The sequence below is a fragment of the Amphritea sp. genome (genome assembly GCF_050300915.1).
Lineage (GTDB): Bacteria > Pseudomonadota > Gammaproteobacteria > Pseudomonadales > Balneatricaceae > Amphritea.
Map to the genome: position 1 here is coordinate 35,211 of NZ_JBNKYN010000008.1, position 19,638 is coordinate 54,848.

General features: G+C 50.7%; 14 protein-coding genes. All 14 read left to right on the plus strand.

Annotated elements, in window-relative coordinates; all coding sequences use genetic code 11:
- The first annotated feature begins 88 nt into the window (after positions 1 to 88).
- The 14 genes from gspE to ACQY8X_RS03630 all read left to right on the plus strand — a co-directional run bounded on the left by gspE (position 89) and on the right by ACQY8X_RS03630 (position 19,600).
- Positions 89 to 1,825 carry a type II secretion system ATPase GspE gene (gene gspE, locus ACQY8X_RS03565; protein WP_428033767.1) on the plus strand — a complete coding sequence of 579 codons (1,737 nt, stop codon included), beginning with the start codon at positions 89 to 91 and terminating at the stop codon, positions 1,823 to 1,825.
- Position 1,826: 1 nt separating this feature from the next.
- On the plus strand, positions 1,827 to 3,041 hold the full coding sequence (locus ACQY8X_RS03570; protein WP_428033768.1) for a type II secretion system F family protein: 1,215 nt from the start codon (positions 1,827 to 1,829) through the stop codon (positions 3,039 to 3,041).
- 14 nt (positions 3,042 to 3,055) lie between these two features.
- On the plus strand, positions 3,056 to 3,484 hold the full coding sequence (gene gspG, locus ACQY8X_RS03575) for a type II secretion system major pseudopilin GspG (protein WP_428033769.1): 429 nt from the start codon (positions 3,056 to 3,058) through the stop codon (positions 3,482 to 3,484).
- A gap of 44 nt (positions 3,485 to 3,528) precedes the next feature.
- A complete protein-coding gene (locus tag ACQY8X_RS03580; RefSeq protein WP_428033770.1) occupies positions 3,529 to 3,978 on the plus strand; it encodes a pilus assembly FimT family protein in 450 nt (149 codons plus the stop codon).
- On the plus strand, positions 3,965 to 4,351 hold the full coding sequence (locus ACQY8X_RS03585) for a type IV pilus modification PilV family protein (RefSeq protein ID WP_428033771.1): 387 nt from the start codon (positions 3,965 to 3,967) through the stop codon (positions 4,349 to 4,351). Before ACQY8X_RS03580 ends, ACQY8X_RS03585 begins: the two co-directional genes overlap by 14 nt.
- Positions 4,348 to 4,947, plus strand: a complete 600-nt coding sequence (locus ACQY8X_RS03590; RefSeq protein ID WP_428033772.1) for a PulJ/GspJ family protein — start codon at positions 4,348 to 4,350, stop codon at positions 4,945 to 4,947. The genes ACQY8X_RS03585 and ACQY8X_RS03590 overlap by 4 nt, the downstream gene beginning before the upstream one ends.
- Positions 4,937 to 5,827 carry a general secretion pathway protein GspK gene (locus tag ACQY8X_RS03595; RefSeq protein WP_428033773.1) on the plus strand — a complete coding sequence of 297 codons (891 nt, stop codon included), beginning with the start codon at positions 4,937 to 4,939 and terminating at the stop codon, positions 5,825 to 5,827. Before ACQY8X_RS03590 ends, ACQY8X_RS03595 begins: the two co-directional genes overlap by 11 nt.
- Complete coding sequence (locus ACQY8X_RS03600; RefSeq protein WP_428033774.1) at positions 5,814 to 6,875, plus strand: ATP-binding protein; 1,062 nt, start codon at positions 5,814 to 5,816, stop codon at positions 6,873 to 6,875. The genes ACQY8X_RS03595 and ACQY8X_RS03600 overlap by 14 nt, the downstream gene beginning before the upstream one ends.
- Before the next feature lie 28 nt (positions 6,876 to 6,903).
- The gene (locus ACQY8X_RS03605) at positions 6,904 to 8,322 is read left to right on the plus strand and encodes a sigma-54-dependent transcriptional regulator (RefSeq protein ID WP_428033775.1); all 1,419 of its coding nucleotides are present in this window, start codon (positions 6,904 to 6,906) and stop codon (positions 8,320 to 8,322) included.
- The gene (locus ACQY8X_RS03610) at positions 8,319 to 10,154 is read left to right on the plus strand and encodes an ATP-binding protein (protein ID WP_428033776.1); all 1,836 of its coding nucleotides are present in this window, start codon (positions 8,319 to 8,321) and stop codon (positions 10,152 to 10,154) included. Before ACQY8X_RS03605 ends, ACQY8X_RS03610 begins: the two co-directional genes overlap by 4 nt.
- A 313-nt stretch (positions 10,155 to 10,467) precedes the next feature.
- A complete protein-coding gene (locus ACQY8X_RS03615; RefSeq protein WP_428033777.1) occupies positions 10,468 to 10,962 on the plus strand; it encodes a response regulator in 495 nt (164 codons plus the stop codon).
- A complete protein-coding gene (locus ACQY8X_RS03620; protein WP_428033778.1) occupies positions 10,919 to 11,695 on the plus strand; it encodes an SCO family protein in 777 nt (258 codons plus the stop codon). Before ACQY8X_RS03615 ends, ACQY8X_RS03620 begins: the two co-directional genes overlap by 44 nt.
- Positions 11,696 to 11,704: 9 nt before the next feature.
- Complete coding sequence (locus tag ACQY8X_RS03625) at positions 11,705 to 13,432, plus strand: c-type cytochrome (protein ID WP_428033779.1); 1,728 nt, start codon at positions 11,705 to 11,707, stop codon at positions 13,430 to 13,432.
- Between the two features lie 288 nt (positions 13,433 to 13,720).
- Positions 13,721 to 19,600, plus strand: coding sequence for a hypothetical protein (locus tag ACQY8X_RS03630; protein ID WP_428033780.1), 5,880 nt, complete (start codon positions 13,721 to 13,723; stop codon positions 19,598 to 19,600).
- The last annotated feature ends 38 nt before the right edge of the window (positions 19,601 to 19,638 follow it).

Below are 19,638 nucleotides of genomic sequence, written 5' to 3' on the forward strand. Positions count from 1 at the left end.
ACACGGTTACATGACTGCAGGAGTTTGAAACGGAATTTTCTTAACCAGAACCCAGCACCTGTGCGAATAAAAACAAAAGGATGTGAGGATGGGGAATGCCGAAGCGTTACACAGTGACGACAAAGAACTAATTGAACAACAGATTAAAGAGTGGTTTACCTCCCGGAAAAAGCTTACTGAGGAGCTTTTTAACCGTTCCCTATCGTTAGCCAGAGAGCAGAGCGGCTCAACCAGCCTGCCGCTGATGTTGCTCAAACTGGGCCAGGTCAGCGCTGAAGACCTTGCCCTCTGTATGGCTGAGATTACTCAGCTACGCAAAGTATCTTTTGAAGACTTTCCGGCAACCCCGGCCTGTGCCGACCTGATTACTGAAAACTTCCTCAAACAACACTCAGTTATCCCCCTGGAGTTGAGTAACGGCATACTCACCCTGGCAATGCTTGATCCTGGCGATCAGTTTGTTATTAAAAGCACCAGACTGGCTTCCGGAGCAGAACGGGTTCAGCCGGTCGTTATCAGCAAAACCGACCTCGACACACTCTATGATCAATTCTATGGCGAGGGTCAGTCGCAACTGGGGAAAATTGCCGATCAGATTGAGGATTCTGGCAACAACAGCGATGCCGATGTCGAACAGCTCAGAGATATGGCCAGCGAAGCTCCGGTTATCCGGCTGGTAAACCTGCTGATTCAACGCGCCTGCAAACATAATGCTTCAGATATCCATATTGAGCCGTTCCACGACAAACTAAAAGTTCGCTTTCGCTGTGATGGTTTATTGCAGGAGGTTGAAGCCCCTCCGGCACACTTAAGTGCCGCAGTCATCTCGCGTATTAAGATCATGGCCCATATGAATATCGCAGAACGTCGTCTGCCTCAGGATGGCCGCATCGATCTTCGGGTTCAGGGGCAAACTATCGATATCCGGGTTTCCAGCATCCCGACTGTACATGGCGAAAGCGTGGTTATGCGGATTCTGCAGCGAGATAGTCTGGTGCTGGATTTTGAGAGTCTCGGCATGAGTGGTGAACCTCTGGCCCGATTGAGGAGTGCGCTGGAAAAACCCAACGGCATGATCCTGGTCACAGGCCCCACCGGTAGCGGTAAATCCACCACCCTCTATACCGCAATGCAGGGGCTGAATACAGAGCAAAGAAAGATTATCACCGTCGAAGACCCGGTAGAGTACCAACTTGAAGGGATTAACCAGATTCAGGTGCGTTCTTCTATAGGACTGGATTTCGCCACAACACTACGCTCTATTGTCCGCCAGGATCCGGATATCATCATGGTAGGTGAGATGCGGGATCTGGAAACCGCGAAAATCTGTATTCAGTCAGCACTCACCGGTCATCTGGTGTTATCTACCCTGCATACTAACGAAGCCGCCGGTAGTATCACCCGCTTACTCGACATGGGCGTGGAAGATTACCTGTTGACCTCTACCCTGCTCTGCGTGGTTAGCCAGCGTCTGGTACGTAAACTCTGTCAGCACTGTGCTGAACCGTTCCAGCCGATGCCGGAACTATTGGCGCGGCTTAGTCGCAATAGCGGTGAAACAATTGATCCCCAGAGTAGGCTCTACAACCCGGTTGGCTGCGAACATTGCCGCAATACCGGTTACAACGGTCGTATCGCCATCTCAGAAGTGCTGCCTGTTGATGACATTATCCGGCGACAGATCATGCAGAACTGCGACGCCAGAGCGTTACAGCAACTGGCGGTCGAGCATGGTATGAAAACCATGTATAGCGACGGTTGCAGTAAGGCGCTGGCGGGGCTTACTACCCTGGAAGAAGTACTGCGCGTCACTCAGGAGAGCTGAGATGACCACCTTCTATTACAAGGCGATCGGTATTAATGGTGAACTGACAGAAGGTATTATCTCGGCAGGTAGCCGCGAAGAGGTGATTACCCAGTTACAGGCCAGCGGTAAAGTGCCTATCTATGCGGACAGCCAGCAACCGAAAAACCAAAAGAAGCGGGCCAAAGCCGTACGTTTCAGATCAGCCAGTGGAGAACTGATCTTTGAGTTCACTCAGGAACTGATGTATCTGGTTGAAGCAGGAATTCCACTTGACCGGAGTCTTGAGATTCTGCAACAGGGTACCCCCTCCACTATTCTGCAGGCACTGATTCATGAACTGCGTCAACAATTGCGGGGCGGTCAGACATTCAGCCAGGCCCTGGAACAATTCCCGCGCTATTTTAATCCTCTCTATGTCAGCCTGATCCGCGCAGCTGAAGCCAGTGGCCAGATCGGTCGCGGACTGGAAACCCTCTGTCAACACCTGGAGCGTAGCCGTCAGTTAAAAGAGAAGGTCTCTGCCGCGCTGCTCTATCCGATCATATTACTGGGCGTGTCGCTGCTATCGATTCTGATGATACTGCTCTATGTGGTACCACAGTTCGCCGACATCATTGCTGGTTTTAGTCAAGAACTGCCCCCGGAAACCCGCTTTGTAATGTGGTTAAGCCAGATGAGCATCGATTATGGTGTCTATGCTCTGGGTCTCTTATCACTGTTACTGATTATCGCTTACCGGACGATATCCAGCGGCTCAACCGCCACCTGGTGGGATGCACTACGTTTAAATCTGCCGCTAATCGGTAAGCTCCATGTAAAAATCGAGTACACCCGGTTCTGCCGGAGTCTCGGCAACCTGATCAACAGTGGCGTACCGATGCTGTCCAGCATTGAGATGTCCAGTGCGGCCTTCACCAATAACACTCTGTTAAAAGAGATTACCCTCGCCGCCACCCGCATGCGCGAAGGCGGTCGCCTCTCTGACCAACTGAGAAACAGTAAACGGGTGCCACCACTGGTCGTCCAGTTAACCCAGGTCGGAGAGGAAACCGGTGAACTACCCGGCATGCTGTTAAAAACAGCTGATATCTACGACCGGCAAATTGAAACTGAAACGCAAAGGCTGCTGCATATTCTGGAACCAGCGCTGATTCTATCGCTGGGGTTCATCATTGCAGTGCTGATTATGTCCCTTTTGTCCGCCATTATCGGGATTAACGATATAGCACTCTAATCAAGGAGAGATATGTGAAAAACAAGTCAACGCACACACAACGGGGCTTTACCCTGCTCGAGATTCTGGTGGTACTGGTCATTCTGGGACTGCTGGCCGGTCTGGTCGGTCCCCGAGTGTTAAAACATCTGGACAGTTCCAAGACCAAGACGGCCATGCTGCAGATTCAGGAACTGGGGGCCGCCCTTGACCTGTATCGACTCGAAGTTGGCAGTTACCCCAATACCGAACAGGGTCTGGATGCCCTTATCAATGCCCCGGAAGGTGTGAGTAGCTGGAACGGCCCCTATCTGAAGAAGAAAGTCGTGCGTATGGACCCCTGGGGACACGAATACCGCTACAAGTTCCCCGGTGAGAATGGCGAGTACGATCTGTTCTCTCTGGGCGCCGATAATAATGAAGGCGGCGAAGGGGAAAATGCAGATATTGCCAGCTGGAAGTAGGCACATGGGGAACAGAGACTAACAAAGAAAACCGGGGGATTATAGTGCAACCACATTCACAGCGACAGACCGGCTTTACCCTGCTGGAACTGTTGGTCGTTATGGCCATAGCAGGGATGTTGCTCGCACTGGTTATCCCCCGTTTCGGCGCTGCATTCTCCGGCGCACAGTTCCAGAAACAGGTGCATGATCTGACCACAACGCTGAACCAGGCACGTAACACAGCCAGTGAAACAGGCCAGATAGTCAAGCTGGAACTGTCAACTGCCGACCGTAGTCTGATCAATAGTGCAGGTGAAACACTGTTTAGCTGGTCAGAAAATAGTGAACTGGTATTTATCAACTCAGAACAGCAACCCCTGGAAAGCGGTTATCTGCTATTTATACCCAACGCAGGTAGCAACGGCGCCACCCTTCAATTGACCCAACAGGATAAAAAGACAAACTTCAGCATTAACTGGCTGACCGGAGGGGTAAGATATGAAACCCTTTGAGTTACAGCGTGGTTTTTCCCTGCTCGAAGTGCTGGTGGCGATGGTGATCGCTGCACTGACACTGGGTGTGATTCTCAACCTGTTCTCCGGCGCCGCAAAAAGTGCGGCAATCAATTCAGACTATCGGAATGCCGTTCAGGTTGCCGAAAGCAGGCTGGAACAACTGGCCAGCGACCCGTTACGTGCCAATGATCTGGAAGGCAATGAATCCAGATATCGCTGGCGCGCCAGCATCACGCCCTGGGAAACGGGTACTGAGCAGGCGGTTCGCTATCCGTTTATGCTGTATCAGATAGAGGTTCAGGTCAGCTGGGGTGAGCGGCAGGATTACCCAGTGGTATTAAAAACCCTGCGGCTGGGAGCCCGTTCATGACCCGGCAGAGACTCAATTCATCCGGCTTCACACTGCTTGAGCTGCTGGTAGCAATGGTGATAACCATCATCCTGCTAACGGTGGTATATGGCAGTTTCTATCAGGGCATTCGCAGCTGGCATAGCATTTCAACCCACACTGATAACGAGCAGCAGCAATACCTGCTGCGACAACATCTGCGTCAACAGTTACAAAACTGCCTGTTGATTAGCAATGACCAGCAGCGTAACAGCCCGATTGAGTTTGAGGGTCGTGAAGACAGTATCGCATTTGTCGCTCAGCTTTCACCCTTGCAAGGTGATGCCGGCTTATACAGTTACCAGGTGTCGATCAAAACCGAACCTGCGGAACTCGATATTCAGATAACCCCCTATGGAACGGACAACCCGGATCTGCAACAACAGCTAACGCTGACAACCAGCACTCCCCTGCGGGTTGAGTACAGTGACTCCGGCGGCAACGACATAAACTGGTTAGAACGCTGGCCTTACCGGAACAGGCTACCCCAGTTAATTCGTATCTATCAGCCTGATACTGAACAACCGGACTGGCTTCCACTCACTGTTGAGCCGAGGAGGCATCGTCATGCGATCTGATTCTGCCCCTTGTTTTCGCCAGCAGCAGGGAGTCGCCCTGCTAAGTGTCCTCTGGGTGGTCACTATTCTCTCACTGCTGGCGGGTAGCCTGGTCGCTAACCAGCGTTATAGTACGGATACCACACGACAATGGTTACTTCAGGCTCAGGCGCGCTATGCGGCTGAAGCCGCTGTTCATCTGACCCTGTACAACTTACTGAGTCATCAGCTGCAGCCAGGTTCGGAAAACACGGCAGCGGACGAACCACCCATCTATGGAGGGTTCAGGCTCTACAGCACCGTCTATAGTGAAGTGGGCAAAGCGGATATTAACCAGATATCTGACCCTCTGCTGCGCAAGATAATGCAAGGCCTAATAGATGACCCTCAGTGGGCAGATACAATGACAGACCGTATTCTTGACTGGCGTGATGGTGATGAACTGGTCCGGCTTAACGGAGCCGAGCGGCGCGACTATCTGCTGGCCGACCATCCCTTTCTGCCCACCAACCAGCCATTTAAAAGTGTTGCTGAGCTGCAGCGGGTGATGGGTATGAGTACCGCACTGTATCTCAGATTAGCCCCATTGTTAACGATCTATTCCGGGCAAAACAGCATAGATATGGCCGCCGCACGACCAGAGCTTTTAAAGGCGATGGGGATTACCACGAATCAATCCCATCGTTTCTTCAATGCAGCCAGCAGCCGTTTGCTGGAGATCTCTGCGCGGGCTGAACAGTCTGGCTTCAGTAGTCTCCAACTGACCTCAACGATAGCACTTCAGCCAGGCAACATCAGAGAACCTTTTCACATACTTGCATGGGATTACGCCGTTCCAGGTTTAACAGAAATGGCAGCACAGCTTCTGCCAGAACAAGGGGGTAGCTATGCTACCAAATAATAATAACGCACCCGGTGACAGAGCACTGCTCGGCTGGGATCTGCTATTCCAGCGCAGCAATGATGCCATGCTGATGGTTGATGCCGACCTTAATATTATTAACGCCAATAAAACGGGCTTAACACTCTGCAACATTGGCCGCAATCTGAGAGATATCGAGAGTATCAGCAGTAAACTGGACGAGCGCCGCACCATTACCAGCAGCGTACGCTGGGCGTTAGAACAGATGACCAGCTCGGAAGGCCGGGTGATCTTTCTGAAGCAGAACAATGCTGATGTTGAAGTTGATATCTATCCTGTCAGCCAGCCTGAACGGGGCGCAGTGATCATTATTAAAGAGCCGACTGAAGCACTGAATCACCAGACACTCAGAGATATACCAGAGAAACTTTACCGCTTAGGTATGACCGCTGCAGGTATTACCCACGAGCTGAGCAATCCGGTCAGCGCCCTCTACAGCCAGCTGGAAATGATGCAGAGTAAACAGCAGCAACCCGATAAAGACCTGCAAACCTGCCTTCAGCTGGTGAGCAGAATCAGAGTAATCCTGCGCGAACTGTCCGGGATCATGAAAGACAGTTCACCACTTGATGACCGAAGTATCGACCTTAATGAGTTTATTCCGAGTACGCTGAATCTGCTGAAGTTCTGCCCTCAGGGCAGAGAAACCGAAATTCGTCATGCAGTCACTCCCAATATTCCCCTACTGGATATCAGCGAAAAACACCTGCTGTTGCTACTGGATAATATCTGCGATAACGCCATCAAAGCGGCGGGAGAAGGAGGCTGGATCGAAGTCAGTGTAACACCAGCAGAAAATGGGGGGATTAATCTGAACGTTACCAATAATGGCCGCAGTTTAAGCCCGGAGATGCTGACACAAAATGATCTGTACAATCAGGGCATGGGAGTTGGACTGATGATCACACGGCAGATAGTCGAGAGCTATCAGGGCACAATTAACATCTCCAGAACCAGCGATGGCGGCACCCGGGTGTCGCTTAACTTCCCCGCACAATGCTGTCGGAAAAGAGATTTTAAAGAATAGGTTTGTACTGAGGTCAAGGGAGTTTGTAATGAGTGATATTCTGATTATTGAAGATGAACCGGTGCTCAATGAGAACCTGAACCAATTTCTGACTAGCAAAGGTTATCAGGTACATTCGGCTAATTCCAAGGCAACCGCCAAAGCCCTGCTTGCTGAGCATATTTTTGATGTCGTGCTGAGTGATATGCGCTTGCCAGATACTAACGGCACAGAATTAATTGAACATATCAAAGAGGTGGCACCCGCCAGTATTATCCTGGTGATGACCGCCTATAGCTCGCTTGAAACAGCGCTGGATGTCTTTCATTGCGGCGCGCATGACTACATTATCAAGCCCTTTCCACTGTTGGAGATAGAGCACAAAGTAGAAAATGCCCTGCAGTACAAGCAGCTATTGAATGAGAATGCTAACCTGCGCAACAGACTACACCAGGACTCAGAAAACCTTGAGATGCTGGCGGGCAACAGCCCCCAGATCTGCGAACTACGCCGCCTGATCGGCAAAGTCGCAATATCCAATACAAACGTTCTGATTCAGGGAGAGAGCGGCACCGGCAAAGAACTGGTAGCTCAATCAATACATCTGAAATCCCTTAACTCTGACGGCCTGTTCGTGCCGGTTAACGTTGCAGCTATTCCCGATGGCCTGGTCGAAAGCTACCTGTTCGGCCATATAAAAGGCTCGTTTACCGGCGCGAATCAAACCCGGGAAGGCGCTTTTCGCATGGCCTCAGGGGGCACCCTGTTTCTCGACGAAATAGGCGAGATGCCGTTGCAGATCCAAAGTAAACTCTTACGGGTGTTAGAAGATAATCAGGTTTATCCTGTCGGCAGTGATACCGCTGTCCCCGTTGATACAAGGATCATCTGCGCCACCCACAGAGATCTGGACAAAATGGTTGCCGACGGCGAGTTCCGTGAAGACCTCTGGTATCGCCTCAATGTGGTTAACCTTAAAACCCCGCCATTACGAGAACGGATGGAAGATATACCGGCACTGGTGTCTCTGATTCTGCAACGACTCAAGGAGGAATTGAAGCGCCCGGTGATGGATATCGATAACGATGTTATCCATCACCTGATGAATCAACCTCTTAAAGGCAATGTCCGGGAGCTTAAAAATATTCTTGAACGTGCCGCGGTGCTTTGTGATGACAATACTATACGCGTCAGAGACCTTGCCTTGCAGACGGGAGATCTGGCAAAACTACAGCTGGATGACAACGGCTCGCTCTCTGATCTGAACACCGCCGTAGAAAAGTTTAAACAACAACATATTGTCGCTGCGCTTGAGAGCACAGAAGGCTGCCGTGAATCAGCTGCGCGCTTACTGGGTCTGTCAACCGCCACCCTGTATCGGCAGCTGGATAGACTCGGCTTGAAAGGCTATGTTGCACGCTCTGCTAAAGGTGTTATCGGTCCTCTGCCATCGGACAATGACAAATGAATAAACCACTATCACCTGAACAGAACGAGCCGTTACCCGTTGCGCAACAGGTATCAAGTAAATCCAAACCCGCAGGATCGACCCATCGAGAGTCGGACCTGTTACGCAACTTCACGTTATTGAGTCTGATGACTATTTTAATCATCAGCACCATCGGGGCCTATTCGCTGACAGAGATTGTCACCATGCGGATGCTCAGAGAGGATGCCCTCGTCACCCAGCAATTTATTCAGAGCGCTGCCGGCATTGAGCGACTGCCAGAACGCCCTTATCAGGAGGACTTCCTGAATAATAAACGCTGGCTGGCGGGTTATCTGCAACGTATTGGTCGCCTCCCCAACACCCCACTGGTAAAAATCTATGCAACGGACCAGAGTATTGTCTGGTCAACCGACCATACTCTGATAGGCCAGAACTTTTCAGATAATTCGGAACTGACGGAAGCCTTTAAAGGAGAGTTAACCTTCAGCCAACAAAAATTGAGCAGCCTGGATGATAACAATGATAAAACCGATCTGAACTATTTCGCTAAAAAGTTTGATCAGGTCATCGAGATATATATCCCTCTGTGGAATTCGGATCAAAGCAAAGTGGTTGCCGTCGTCGAACTCTACAAAACCCCTGAATATCTATTTCAGACTCTGCATGAGATTAAAGTTTACATCTGGTCAGGGGCGACAGTCGGCGGCAGCATTCTCTTTATTGTCTTATTTTCAATTGTCCGTAAAGCCAGCCGGACAATGAAACGTCAGCGACAAGCGATTGTTGAGTCTGAAGCCCTGGATACCATTGGAGAGATGACCTCTGCAATGGCTCACGGTATTCGCAATCCGCTGGCATCAATTCGTTCGAGCGCGGAACTGGCATTGCTCTCCCCCTCCAGCGCAGCAAAGATGTCTGAGAACATAATTCTGTCGGTAGACAAACTTCAGGAGTGGATCGGTGAATTCATTCAGTTCACCGAGACCGAATCCCGGTTTGATAATCAGGTGGTTGTTTTTGACCGGCTGGTTGAGGAGAGCCTGCAACTGATCAGCGAACAGGCCAACCGCCAGAGTATTATTATTGAATTACTGCCGTTTGAAACCTACGCACCTGTCAGTGGGGATCCAGCGCTATTGCGTCAACTCCTGGGAATTATCCTGGACAACTGCCTCGAAGCGATGCCCGACGGCGGTATTATTACTGTGCGGCAGCAAAACCATGACAAGCATCATCTGCGTCTGGATATTGCGGATAACGGCGTCGGTATCTCACAGGAACAGATCAAAAATGTATTCCGCCCCTTCAGCAGTAATAAAAAGCATGCATTGGGCCTTGGCCTGATGATGGCCCAACGTATCGCCATGCACCACAGTGGTCATCTTGAACTGGTCAGTCAGGAGGGCGAAGGTACCACGGTGTCGGTGATACTGCCAACGGTGTCCAGCCAGCGTTCCAAAGTACTGGTCATTGATGATGAACACACCTTTGCCGCCAATCTGAAAGCCTACCTGGAACAGTATGAGTTTGATGTTGAACTCACAGATACTGCCAGCGAAGGACTTGCGAAAACCGCCAGCTGGCAACCGGATATTGTCCTTACGGAGATACGCATCAGCGATATGGATGGCATCAGTCTGTGCCAGGAGATTCTCAAACGTTATGCCCGCACAACGATTATCGCACTGACCGGTCAGGCGAATGATAAACGTGACCAGAAGCGCGACCTCATTACCCGTCTACAGGCGGTGGGAGTGCGCAAAGTCATGACCAAACCGTTGCCTCTGGCGGATATCCGCACTGTACTCGAGCAGGCAAAATCCAGCAGTTACTTCGCTTCTCAAAATTGATAAAGAGGACCAGTATTCAACATCATAGCTGCGATAAAAGAGGGAATTAATATTAACGTTGAAAATAAAGTATTTTAAAAAACATATAGTTAATATTTTAGGAATAAGTATTGCTTTATCTATTAACCATTAACAATCAGCCTTGGATCCTGTCACTCTGACTGGATCAGTAAGAAGGCTCAAAAGCAAAGCGCAAGTCATAAAAGCAACAGAATAACAATGAGTATTCTCAGGTGTACCGAAATGGAGTTACGGTACGACTGTAAATCATTCGGGGGGATGATCAGCTATGCGATAATTGGCGGACAGTGATATGACATCAACTATTTTAATTATTGATGAATCACCTTCTAACCAGCAGAAACTATTTACCTGGCTCAGGCCTACCAGAAATCGTTTATCGTTTGCCAGTGATTATCATTCGGCCATGAAGGTATTACGACGGGAACAGCCTCAACTGATAATATTTTCGGCTGAATTAGCCAATACATCTGCACAACGGTTGATTCGTAAACTTCATGCCAGGGCACCGATGGCAAAACTGATTGCAATTTTATCAGCCACCGCCAGCCCCGCCGGAACCCCCGAGTTTGTGCAACAGGTAAGTGACTTTCTGATTGAACCACTGTGTCAGGAAGAGGTGCTTATCACTGTTTCACAGCTTCTCAGACTTCAGCGTCTGAGTATGGAAAATGACTACCTGAGAGAGGAGCTGGCGTTTTCATCGCTGGCAGCACACTGGCACTCAACGGGGGAGTATTGCCATGAACAGGAAAAACATCAAATCGTTACTCACAAAACCAGTTAAAGCAGGACTGGCAGTCGCTGCATTAACTGTGCTATCCACCTCATTACTCCAGGCTCATGAAGCAAACCAGCACCAACAGACAACGGAGATGAACAGCGAAGACAGCCACACGCAACATCAAGCGATGATGGCTGAGATGAAAATGGATCACAACGCTCATGAAGGTCATACAATGGCCACTGAAGGTGAAGATCCTCATGCCCATCACAAAGCGATGATGAGTAACATGGCTGGGAAAGATCAGGTTCAGCGCAGCAGCCATGACTATAAAGCTCCTCACCTGACCATGCTTAATCAGCACGGCGAACCGGTAGCAATAGATAAACTACTGAACAGCGACAAGCCCGTACTGGTCAACTTTATCTTCACCACCTGCCCGACAATCTGCCCGGTTCTCAGCTCAACATTCTCAATTGTCAACCGCGAACTGGCTGGCGCGGAAGACCTCAGCATGATCTCAATCTCGATAGACCCGGAAGAGGATACCCCAGAAGCATTGCAACGTTACGCGAAAAAATTTGAAGCGCGTGATAACTGGAGCTTTATAACCGGTTCAGTTGAGGACAGTATTCAACTGCAAAAAGCCTTTGATATCTATCGCGGCAGTAAAATGAACCACGAACCCGTCACTTATCTGCGCGCCAGTGCTGATAAACCCTGGACCCGGCTCGATGGTTTCCCCAGCAGTGAACAACTGGTCAGTGAGTACCATCATATGAAAATGGGCCACTGAATAACCTCCATGCCGACCATAAATGCCTTACTGAGTGCAGCGTTTGTTGTTGCCATAGGCTGCCTGCCCTTTGCCGGGCAGGCCGGGCAGACCCATGCTCAGACAGAGACAGTAAACCCTCAGTCGATCATCAGGCAGCTGACACCTGACTCAGCCACAGAGACGAGCCTGGCAAACCGATTTGCACGAAATCAACCCTCCGAGGGACGTTCACTGTTTATGACCGGCCAACCTTCGGACGGCTCCTCAATCTCAGTACTCAGTCAGGGACAGTCGCTACCGGGGGAACTGTTTGCCTGTGCTAACTGTCATCGCCACAGTGGTCTGGGCACCAGCGAAGGCGGCTACCAGGTTCCCGATATTACCGGCCCCACACTATTTGCCCCTATTGAGGTAAAACAGAGAGAACTCTACGCTGAACGCACCGAGGGTTTTTATACCCGCCCGGCTTATACCCGGGATACTCTGAGAATGGCAATCACCCAGGGGATCAGTGCGACAGGTAAAACACTGAGTAAAGTGATGCCCCGTTATCAGTTAAGCGACGCCCAGACCGATGCATTGATTAACTACCTCAACACGCTGGATTACTCTGCTCCCCCTGGCGTCAGTGCTGATAACCTTCAACTGGCAACCATCATTACGGATGACGTTTCTGCAATGGAGAAGCAGGCGCTTCTCAGTACTCTGAATCAGTTTGTTAAAGAGAAAAATGCTCAAACCCGGCATGAGGTACGGCGGGTAAAATATTCCCCCTGGCATAAAGACTGGCAATACGATAACTACCGCCACTGGGAACTGAATCTCTGGGAGTTACGGGGCGACCCGTCTACCTGGTTCGCCCAGTTGCAGCAGTATTATGATGCTAACCCGGTTTTTGCAGTTGTCGGGGGAACCAGCCATCAGCGCTGGGAACCCATCAGCCTTTTTTGTGAGGCCCAGGCCCTGCCCTGCCTGTTTCCCAATACCGATCTGCCGCCTGACAGGCCAGGACATTACAGTATCTATTTCTCAGCGGGTATGAACCTGGAAGCCCGCCGGGTGATCTACTTCCTGAAGAAGCATACCCACTACAACAAGATTATTCAGGTGACGGGCGAGGACATTCGCTCAACGGTTGCAGCGAAGACGCTGACACACAGAGTGACCTCGCTATCCCCTGCGCCTGTTTCAGAGACTATGCCGCTTTCTGCATACCTCAACAGCGCCTCTCGCACTTCTGAGAATAGCGCCAATACTCTGTATATTCTCTGGCTTACCGGGTCTGAACTGCAAAAGTTATCGCCGCAGTCGGGCCTGACCGATGCAACGACCATTCTCTCCTCGACGCTGCTGAATCGTCAGCTTGATCAGATACCCGAATGGCTAAGCCAACAAAGTTGGCTGCTACACCCCTATAGCCTTCCGGGAAACAGTGGCCAGAGGGTCCGCAGTAAAACCTGGCTATATGCCCGGGGCATCGCGACACCCTATGAAAGATTACAATCCAACACCTACCTGGCGCTGAGCGTTCTGACTGAATCGATGATGCATATCCGCAGTAATTTCTCACAGGACTATCTCATTGAGCGTATAGAACATATGTTAGAGAACAGCCCGGAAACCTCTGTATATCAACGCCTTAGTCTTGCTCCAGGACAGCGCTTTGCATCAAAAGGCAGTTATCTTATCCCCCTCAAAAAGATCGACGGTTCTGCTGAAGAAGCACGTCAATACTGGGCTGCTCCAGAGCAATAACAGTTCCAGTCTAACTTTTTGCAATATTAAGAAATCCCCCCTCCACACCCTGTCTCAAATGAGAGAAATAAAATGTTACCTATAGGCAACAAACCAACCACTCAACAAAACCTCAACACAACCATCTGTTTTTAAAAAGATTTTTAAATAACTTCTGCATTTGGTGCGCTTTTTGCGTAGTTAACTGACAAGGATAACCTTATTCACGTCGCAGTATCGGGACATTTTTTTGCTAGCCGACATTACGATGATTCATAAAAAGAGAACGACAAGAGGGGGTTCGACGCCATGTCTTGTTTCAAAAAATTCAAGCGACAATGCGGTGATGGAGCACACAAGGCAGCGATAGGCTGTTCTCTGCTTTTCGCCAGTTTTCTCGCTGTTTCACCGGTGCAGGCTCAGACAGTTAACATTAATGTGGTAACACCTGATCCTGCTAATCCTGATAATTTTCTGCCTGTGGATGGCTTCCGCTGGCTGATCGAGGAGGATAACACCTGGAACATAAAGCCAGGTGTTGCAACAGGAAAAGTCCTGGCCACAGGCTTCCATAGCAGCCATTCACCGGTCATCGCGAAAGGTGAATCGGCAATGGGGAATCAATCACCGGTCAGCTCACCCGATCTGGACCCGGCAAAACGCTACTTCCTCAGCGTAACCCCGCACAGTGGTTATACTATTGGTGGAGCAGAAATTAACGAGGGTGCCACCGATGTTCAGGTGGTTGTAAACCCTCTGCCACTGCCCACTGCGCAGTTCTCTGTTTTAGTGTTTGAAGATTTCAGCCCGATCAATGGCGCTCCGGATCTCCCAGAAGAGAACCCTGCCACCAGCATCAACCCCTCACGGATTAATGAGCCTGACGGTGGTCACTTTGATCCGACTCAGTTCCGGGTGCTGGTTGAAGAAGCTGGTGGCCGTTACGGTGCCACCGGTGGACCTGTTTCACAGGACGCTTTCGGCAACCCCCTGGGTACAGAGTATCAATACGATGCTCAGGGAAATGCTGTGCTTGACGTCGATGGCTCACCCATTATTGTGTCACTGGGTGATGGCATCATCCACCCGGGAGCGGATGGCTACGTCGTTGTTAAAAACCTGCCACCCGCAAAATATGGGGTTATCGTTACGCCGCCTACAGGCAAAGGCTGGATTCAAACCTCCACCATCGAAGGTACGGCGGTGATTGATGTCTGGCCTGCGGCGAATGAACCCTCCTACTTTGTTGAGTTCGGTCCTCCCGGGTTCCACGCCTTCCTTGGTTTCACCAAGCAGGTTGAAGATACCGCCTACAAAACCGATAACGCAGGTACCGCAACCATTACCGGCCAGGTGGTTAACAACCATATGTCCCGCCCCCCCGAGCTGGCGTTCTATAACGGTGATCCTGTACCAGGCTGCTGGGTCGGTCTGAACCGGGCGCCTAATCTGAGCGCTATTGATGTTCAGCCCTGTAATGACAACAGCGAGTTTACATTCAGTAATGTACCTGCGGGCGACTATACCATTGCGATCTGGGATACCAACCTGGATATTGTTATCGCGCAGAAGAATGTCACTGTTCCGGCCACGCCAAATGTAGAAGTTGACCTGGCGGAGTTGCCGGTTTTCAACTGGTTTGCCCGTTTGAGCGCCGGTATATTTAACGATGAAAACCAGAACGGCTTCCGTGATCCAGGCGAAACAAATCTGGGGGCTGATGCCTCGGCGGTTAATCTGCGTTTCCGTAACGGTACCATCTACCAGTCTTTCCCTGTCGACACCGAAGGTGAAGCGCCGTTTGACGAGGTGTTCCCATTCTTCCACTGGCTGGTAGCCGAGGTCGACTTTGCCACCCTGAAAGCAACCGGGGTGACATACGTTGTTGATAACGGCGGTGAAGTCCGTCCCGATGCGGGCTGGGATGACCCCACCTTCGACAAACTCAATCCACAGCCTCAGTTCTGTACTCAGGCACGTATTGATGTCGCTGCTGATATGGGCGATACCGCCTGTATCGGAGCAACCGCTGGTGACCCGGCCATTAACCCGAATACCGGTAACAACCTGTCAACCACCCTTCAGGGGCAGATTCTGACCCTGGGGATGCAGGATTTCCTTGGCCAGACCAACCGCCTGGAATTTGGTAAGAGACACTACCCTGACGGCGAAAACGGTGGCATCTCAGGTATTATCTACTACGCCATTACCCGGGCAGAAAATGACCCCCGTTTTGCCGTGGGTGAAGAGTGGGAGCCGGGTATCCCCAGGGTGCAGGTTAACCTCTATAAAGATGCCGAAAATGATGGTCTGATTGATACTGCTGGCGGTGGTAATGCTCCACGTGTTAACGGCGTTTCTCAGCATACTCCACCAGATATCGATCTCTACCCATTAGGCAACTTCCCCGGACCAGAGGACACCGACCGTAACGGTAACGGTAGCTTCGATCTGGGTGATGCAATTCAGGTCACCTATGCCGATAGCTGGGATGATTCCAATCCCACAGCCTGCCAGGGGGATAGCTTTACCGCGCATCCTGAGCTTGCTCCGACCGGTGATTTCACTACCGACTGCTATGATGGTCTGCGTAACTTCAACCAGATTACCAACGGTGTATTCGATGGTGGTTATGCCTTCAGCGATCTGCAAAAGGGAGCCTATATCGTTGAGGCGGTTCTGCCCGCAGGATATGAGCTGGTGAAAGAGGAAGATCGTAACGTAGATTACGGCGATACCTATGTACCTGCTCCTCTTCAACTACCACCTGAGTGTATTGGTGACAATCACACAGTACCACCGTATATGAGCTATCTGACCGATGCTAATGGTGCCCCTCTGGTAACCGGTTCGACTCCGGATGCAGCTCCATTTGCAGGCCAGACCCGCCCTCTGTGTGACCGTAAATCAGTACTGCTGACAACCGGTAAAAACGCTGCAGCGGACTTCTTTATGTTCACCGATGTGCCAATCGCCGCGCATGTTGTCGGTGGTATTCTGGATGATACTGCCAACGAGTTTGACCCTAACTCACCGAACTTTGGTGAGAAATATGCGCCACCATGGCTGCCAGTCTCATTCAAAGACTGGACCGGCCGTGAAATTCTGCGTACCTATTCCGATGAATGGGGTCACTTTAACGCACTGCTACCTTCCACCTATTCGGTTAACCTGCCGATGCCTACTGGCGTATCACCTAACATGCTGACAGCATGTATGAACGATGCCAGCCCGATCTTTAATCCGGCGACCGGCAAACTGGAAGCAGATCCATTCCATGACCCACAATACAGCCAGTTCTGTTATACCTTCCAGTATATGCCTGGCTCAACCACCTATCTGGATACCCCGGTTGTTCCTGTAGCAGCTTTCGCAGGTCCAAACCAGTTTGCTCTGGATTGTGCACTGCCAACGCAGACTCCCGGTATCTTAACGGTAACCAGCAGTAATGCATCAACGGGTCCGGCTGTTAATGTCGGCGATACCGTCACGATTACCTCTCAGGGCATCGCTCAGGTACCAAACCCAGAGTTTGATGGAACCGCTAACACAACGAAAACAGTTGCCCGTGATTATGGCTTCGGCACATCTGGCACCTTAACCCTGGGTGGAACGCCCATTACCAATGCCATCTGGAGCAACGAAACAATCACCTTCGATGTGCCTGCAGGCGCATCAACTGGTCAGTTGGAAATCACCAGCGCTACCGGAGAAAAGTCTGTTAACTCCGTTACGCTGAATATTCTTGCACCGGGTGAATCCGTTACCACCGTCTATCCAACCAACAGTCTGTCCGGCACTCCAATTCAGGATGCTATTGATGCTGCGAATCCAGGCGACCTGATTCTGGTCTCTCCTGGCGATTACCATGAGCTGGTCATTATGCACAAGCCGGTTCGTCTGCAGGGTTTCGGTGCAGCTTCTACCACAATCAATGCGGTACGTGCACCTGCACTCAAACTGCAGAACTGGCGTGATAAGGTTTATCAACTGGCTGTTGATCTGGCCTTTGACCTGCTCCCAGGCCAGACACTGGGTGGACTGAATATCGTCGACCAGGTGCCTATCTTCGGTACTGAAGAGGGTCCGACAATTCTTGTCGTTGGTAATATCGGTGAATATGCAGGTAGCCAGTCACGTATCGATGGTCTGGGTATCACCGGTGCCATTGATGGTGGCGGTATCTTTGTTGCTGGCTATATCGATAACCTCGAAATCAGTAACAACAAAGTCTACACCAACTCCGGTAACTTCGGTGGTGGTATCCGTGTTGGTTACCCTGATCTGGTTACCACGGTTAACAATGCATCGGTTCATGTTGATGCTGAAAACAACAATATCAATATCCACAACAACCAGATCAACCAGAACGGCGGCAACGGCGGTGTCGGTGGCGGTGTAGCACTCTATACCGGCAGCGATAACTATCAGGTCACCAGCAACATGCTCTGCGGTAACTTCAGCATGGGCTCAGGTGCCGGTATCGGCCATCTGGGTCTGAGCAACAATGGTGTAATCGCTAACAACACTATCGCTTACAACCAGACCTTTAATCAGGGTCTTGAGGTACACGGTGGTGGTATCTATATCGCCGGTAAAGAGGGCCTGGCCAACGCTGTTGGTGGTGTTGCTCAGACTCCTGGATCGGGTTCCGTACTGGTCGAAGGCAATATGATTATGGGCAACCAGGCCGGTGCCGGTAGCGGCGGTGGTGTCAAGCTGAGCTATATTAATGGCGCCGACGTTGAAGCAAATCCTGCCACCAGCAGCCTGTGGCACAGCATCAAGCTGTACGACAACATTATTGTTAACAACGTCGCCGGACGTGATGGTGGTGGTATCTCTATCCATGATGCCAGCGCTGTCAGCATAGTGCATAACACGATTGCTTATAACGATAGCACTGCAACTACCGCATTGGTGATGAACCCTGCTCTGGGTGTCAACCGGGAGTCCAGCCCACAACCGGGTGTAGGTGTTGCATCACATCGCCACACTGTTGAACTTGCGGCGGCATCAGGTCAGACATATTCTGATCCTGAACTGATCAACAATATTATCCTGCGTAACCGTAGTTTCTACTGGTTTATCAATGGCGCCAATGCGCCTCAGACCTTTGGTCTGGTTCCAGATATCGGTAACGGAGATATCCCAGTATACAGTGATATTGCGGTTGTTGATGACGCAACTCTGAGCCTGCATCCGCAAAGCTCTCTGCTAACTCAAACGCCCGATAATAATGTATATGCTGTTGATGGTAACCTACTGGCCAGGGATCAGGATGTACATATGATCTTTGCCAATCCCCTGGCAAATGGACAGCCAGGGCAAACCCTGATGCAACAGGAACAGACAACCAGCCTTAATATAGCTGCTGCACTGGATGAAGGAGGAAACTTCATTGATGTTCGCTTTGGTCCTCTATCATTAGACCCTGAGCTACGTGGTAACTATCGCCTGGCGAATGACCCCACCAACAGGGCCATTGACAGTGGTCTGGCAGATGTACTGGCAGGCAATACAAACCTTAGCGGTGCTGACTTCTATGGCACGCCCAGGTTCTACAATACAGGCCCTGAAATGGGTGCAGAGGAAATCCAGGCTGGAGTTATTCCTGTAGCCGTTGACGACACCCGTTTTGTGAACGTTGCAGGCTCGACAACTGCTGATCTGCAAGCGTATTCACTGGCGATAAACAGCCTGCTGAGTAACGATATAAATGCACTCGACTGGAGAGCTGCAGTACCTGTTATCGGTAGCGAAACTGCTGGTACGGTTCTCCGCTGGAACTACCCTGCAGAAAATATGTTCAGCCTGTTCACTCCGACAGGCCCTGAATCAGTCGGTACATTCAGTTTCAAATACAAAGACTCTGCAAGCCCTCTGACAAATGAAGCGACGGTCACCCTAATTAAGGACATCTCTGTCATGCGTGCTCTTGCTCGCACACAGTCAAACGGTGATCAGTTGTGGCGGGTCAATGGCTGGAGCACATTCCCAATAGGAACCCGGGTTCGCATCTATCCCAATGGTACGCTTTCCGGTACACCAATGGCTGATTTTAAAATCACGAAGGCAAACGGCCGCTGGATCTATGCAAACGATCAGGGAATAGATCCAACCGGTATAACCAAAATAAGCGTTCGCATTGGTAACCGTGCGCTGCGAAACATCCCACTGCAACGATAACAGTCAGTGCGGCCAGCCTGCTGGCCGCCCCTGACAGG

Coding starts and splice junctions, on each gene's coding strand:
- ACQY8X_RS03590 (WP_428033772.1), top strand. CDS start 4,348: ATGACCCGGCAGAGACTCAATTCATCCGGCTTCACACTGCTTGAGCTG.
- ACQY8X_RS03625 (WP_428033779.1), top strand. CDS start 11,705: ATGCCGACCATAAATGCCTTACTGAGTGCAGCGTTTGTTGTTGCCATA.
- ACQY8X_RS03585 (WP_428033771.1), top strand. CDS start 3,965: ATGAAACCCTTTGAGTTACAGCGTGGTTTTTCCCTGCTCGAAGTGCTG.
- ACQY8X_RS03600 (WP_428033774.1), top strand. CDS start 5,814: ATGCTACCAAATAATAATAACGCACCCGGTGACAGAGCACTGCTCGGC.
- ACQY8X_RS03630 (WP_428033780.1), top strand. CDS start 13,721: ATGTCTTGTTTCAAAAAATTCAAGCGACAATGCGGTGATGGAGCACAC.
- ACQY8X_RS03615 (WP_428033777.1), top strand. CDS start 10,468: ATGACATCAACTATTTTAATTATTGATGAATCACCTTCTAACCAGCAG.
- ACQY8X_RS03595 (WP_428033773.1), top strand. CDS start 4,937: ATGCGATCTGATTCTGCCCCTTGTTTTCGCCAGCAGCAGGGAGTCGCC.
- ACQY8X_RS03610 (WP_428033776.1), top strand. CDS start 8,319: ATGAATAAACCACTATCACCTGAACAGAACGAGCCGTTACCCGTTGCG.
- ACQY8X_RS03570 (WP_428033768.1), top strand. CDS start 1,827: ATGACCACCTTCTATTACAAGGCGATCGGTATTAATGGTGAACTGACA.
- ACQY8X_RS03620 (WP_428033778.1), top strand. CDS start 10,919: ATGAACAGGAAAAACATCAAATCGTTACTCACAAAACCAGTTAAAGCA.
- ACQY8X_RS03605 (WP_428033775.1), top strand. CDS start 6,904: ATGAGTGATATTCTGATTATTGAAGATGAACCGGTGCTCAATGAGAAC.
- gspE (WP_428033767.1), top strand. CDS start 89: ATGGGGAATGCCGAAGCGTTACACAGTGACGACAAAGAACTAATTGAA.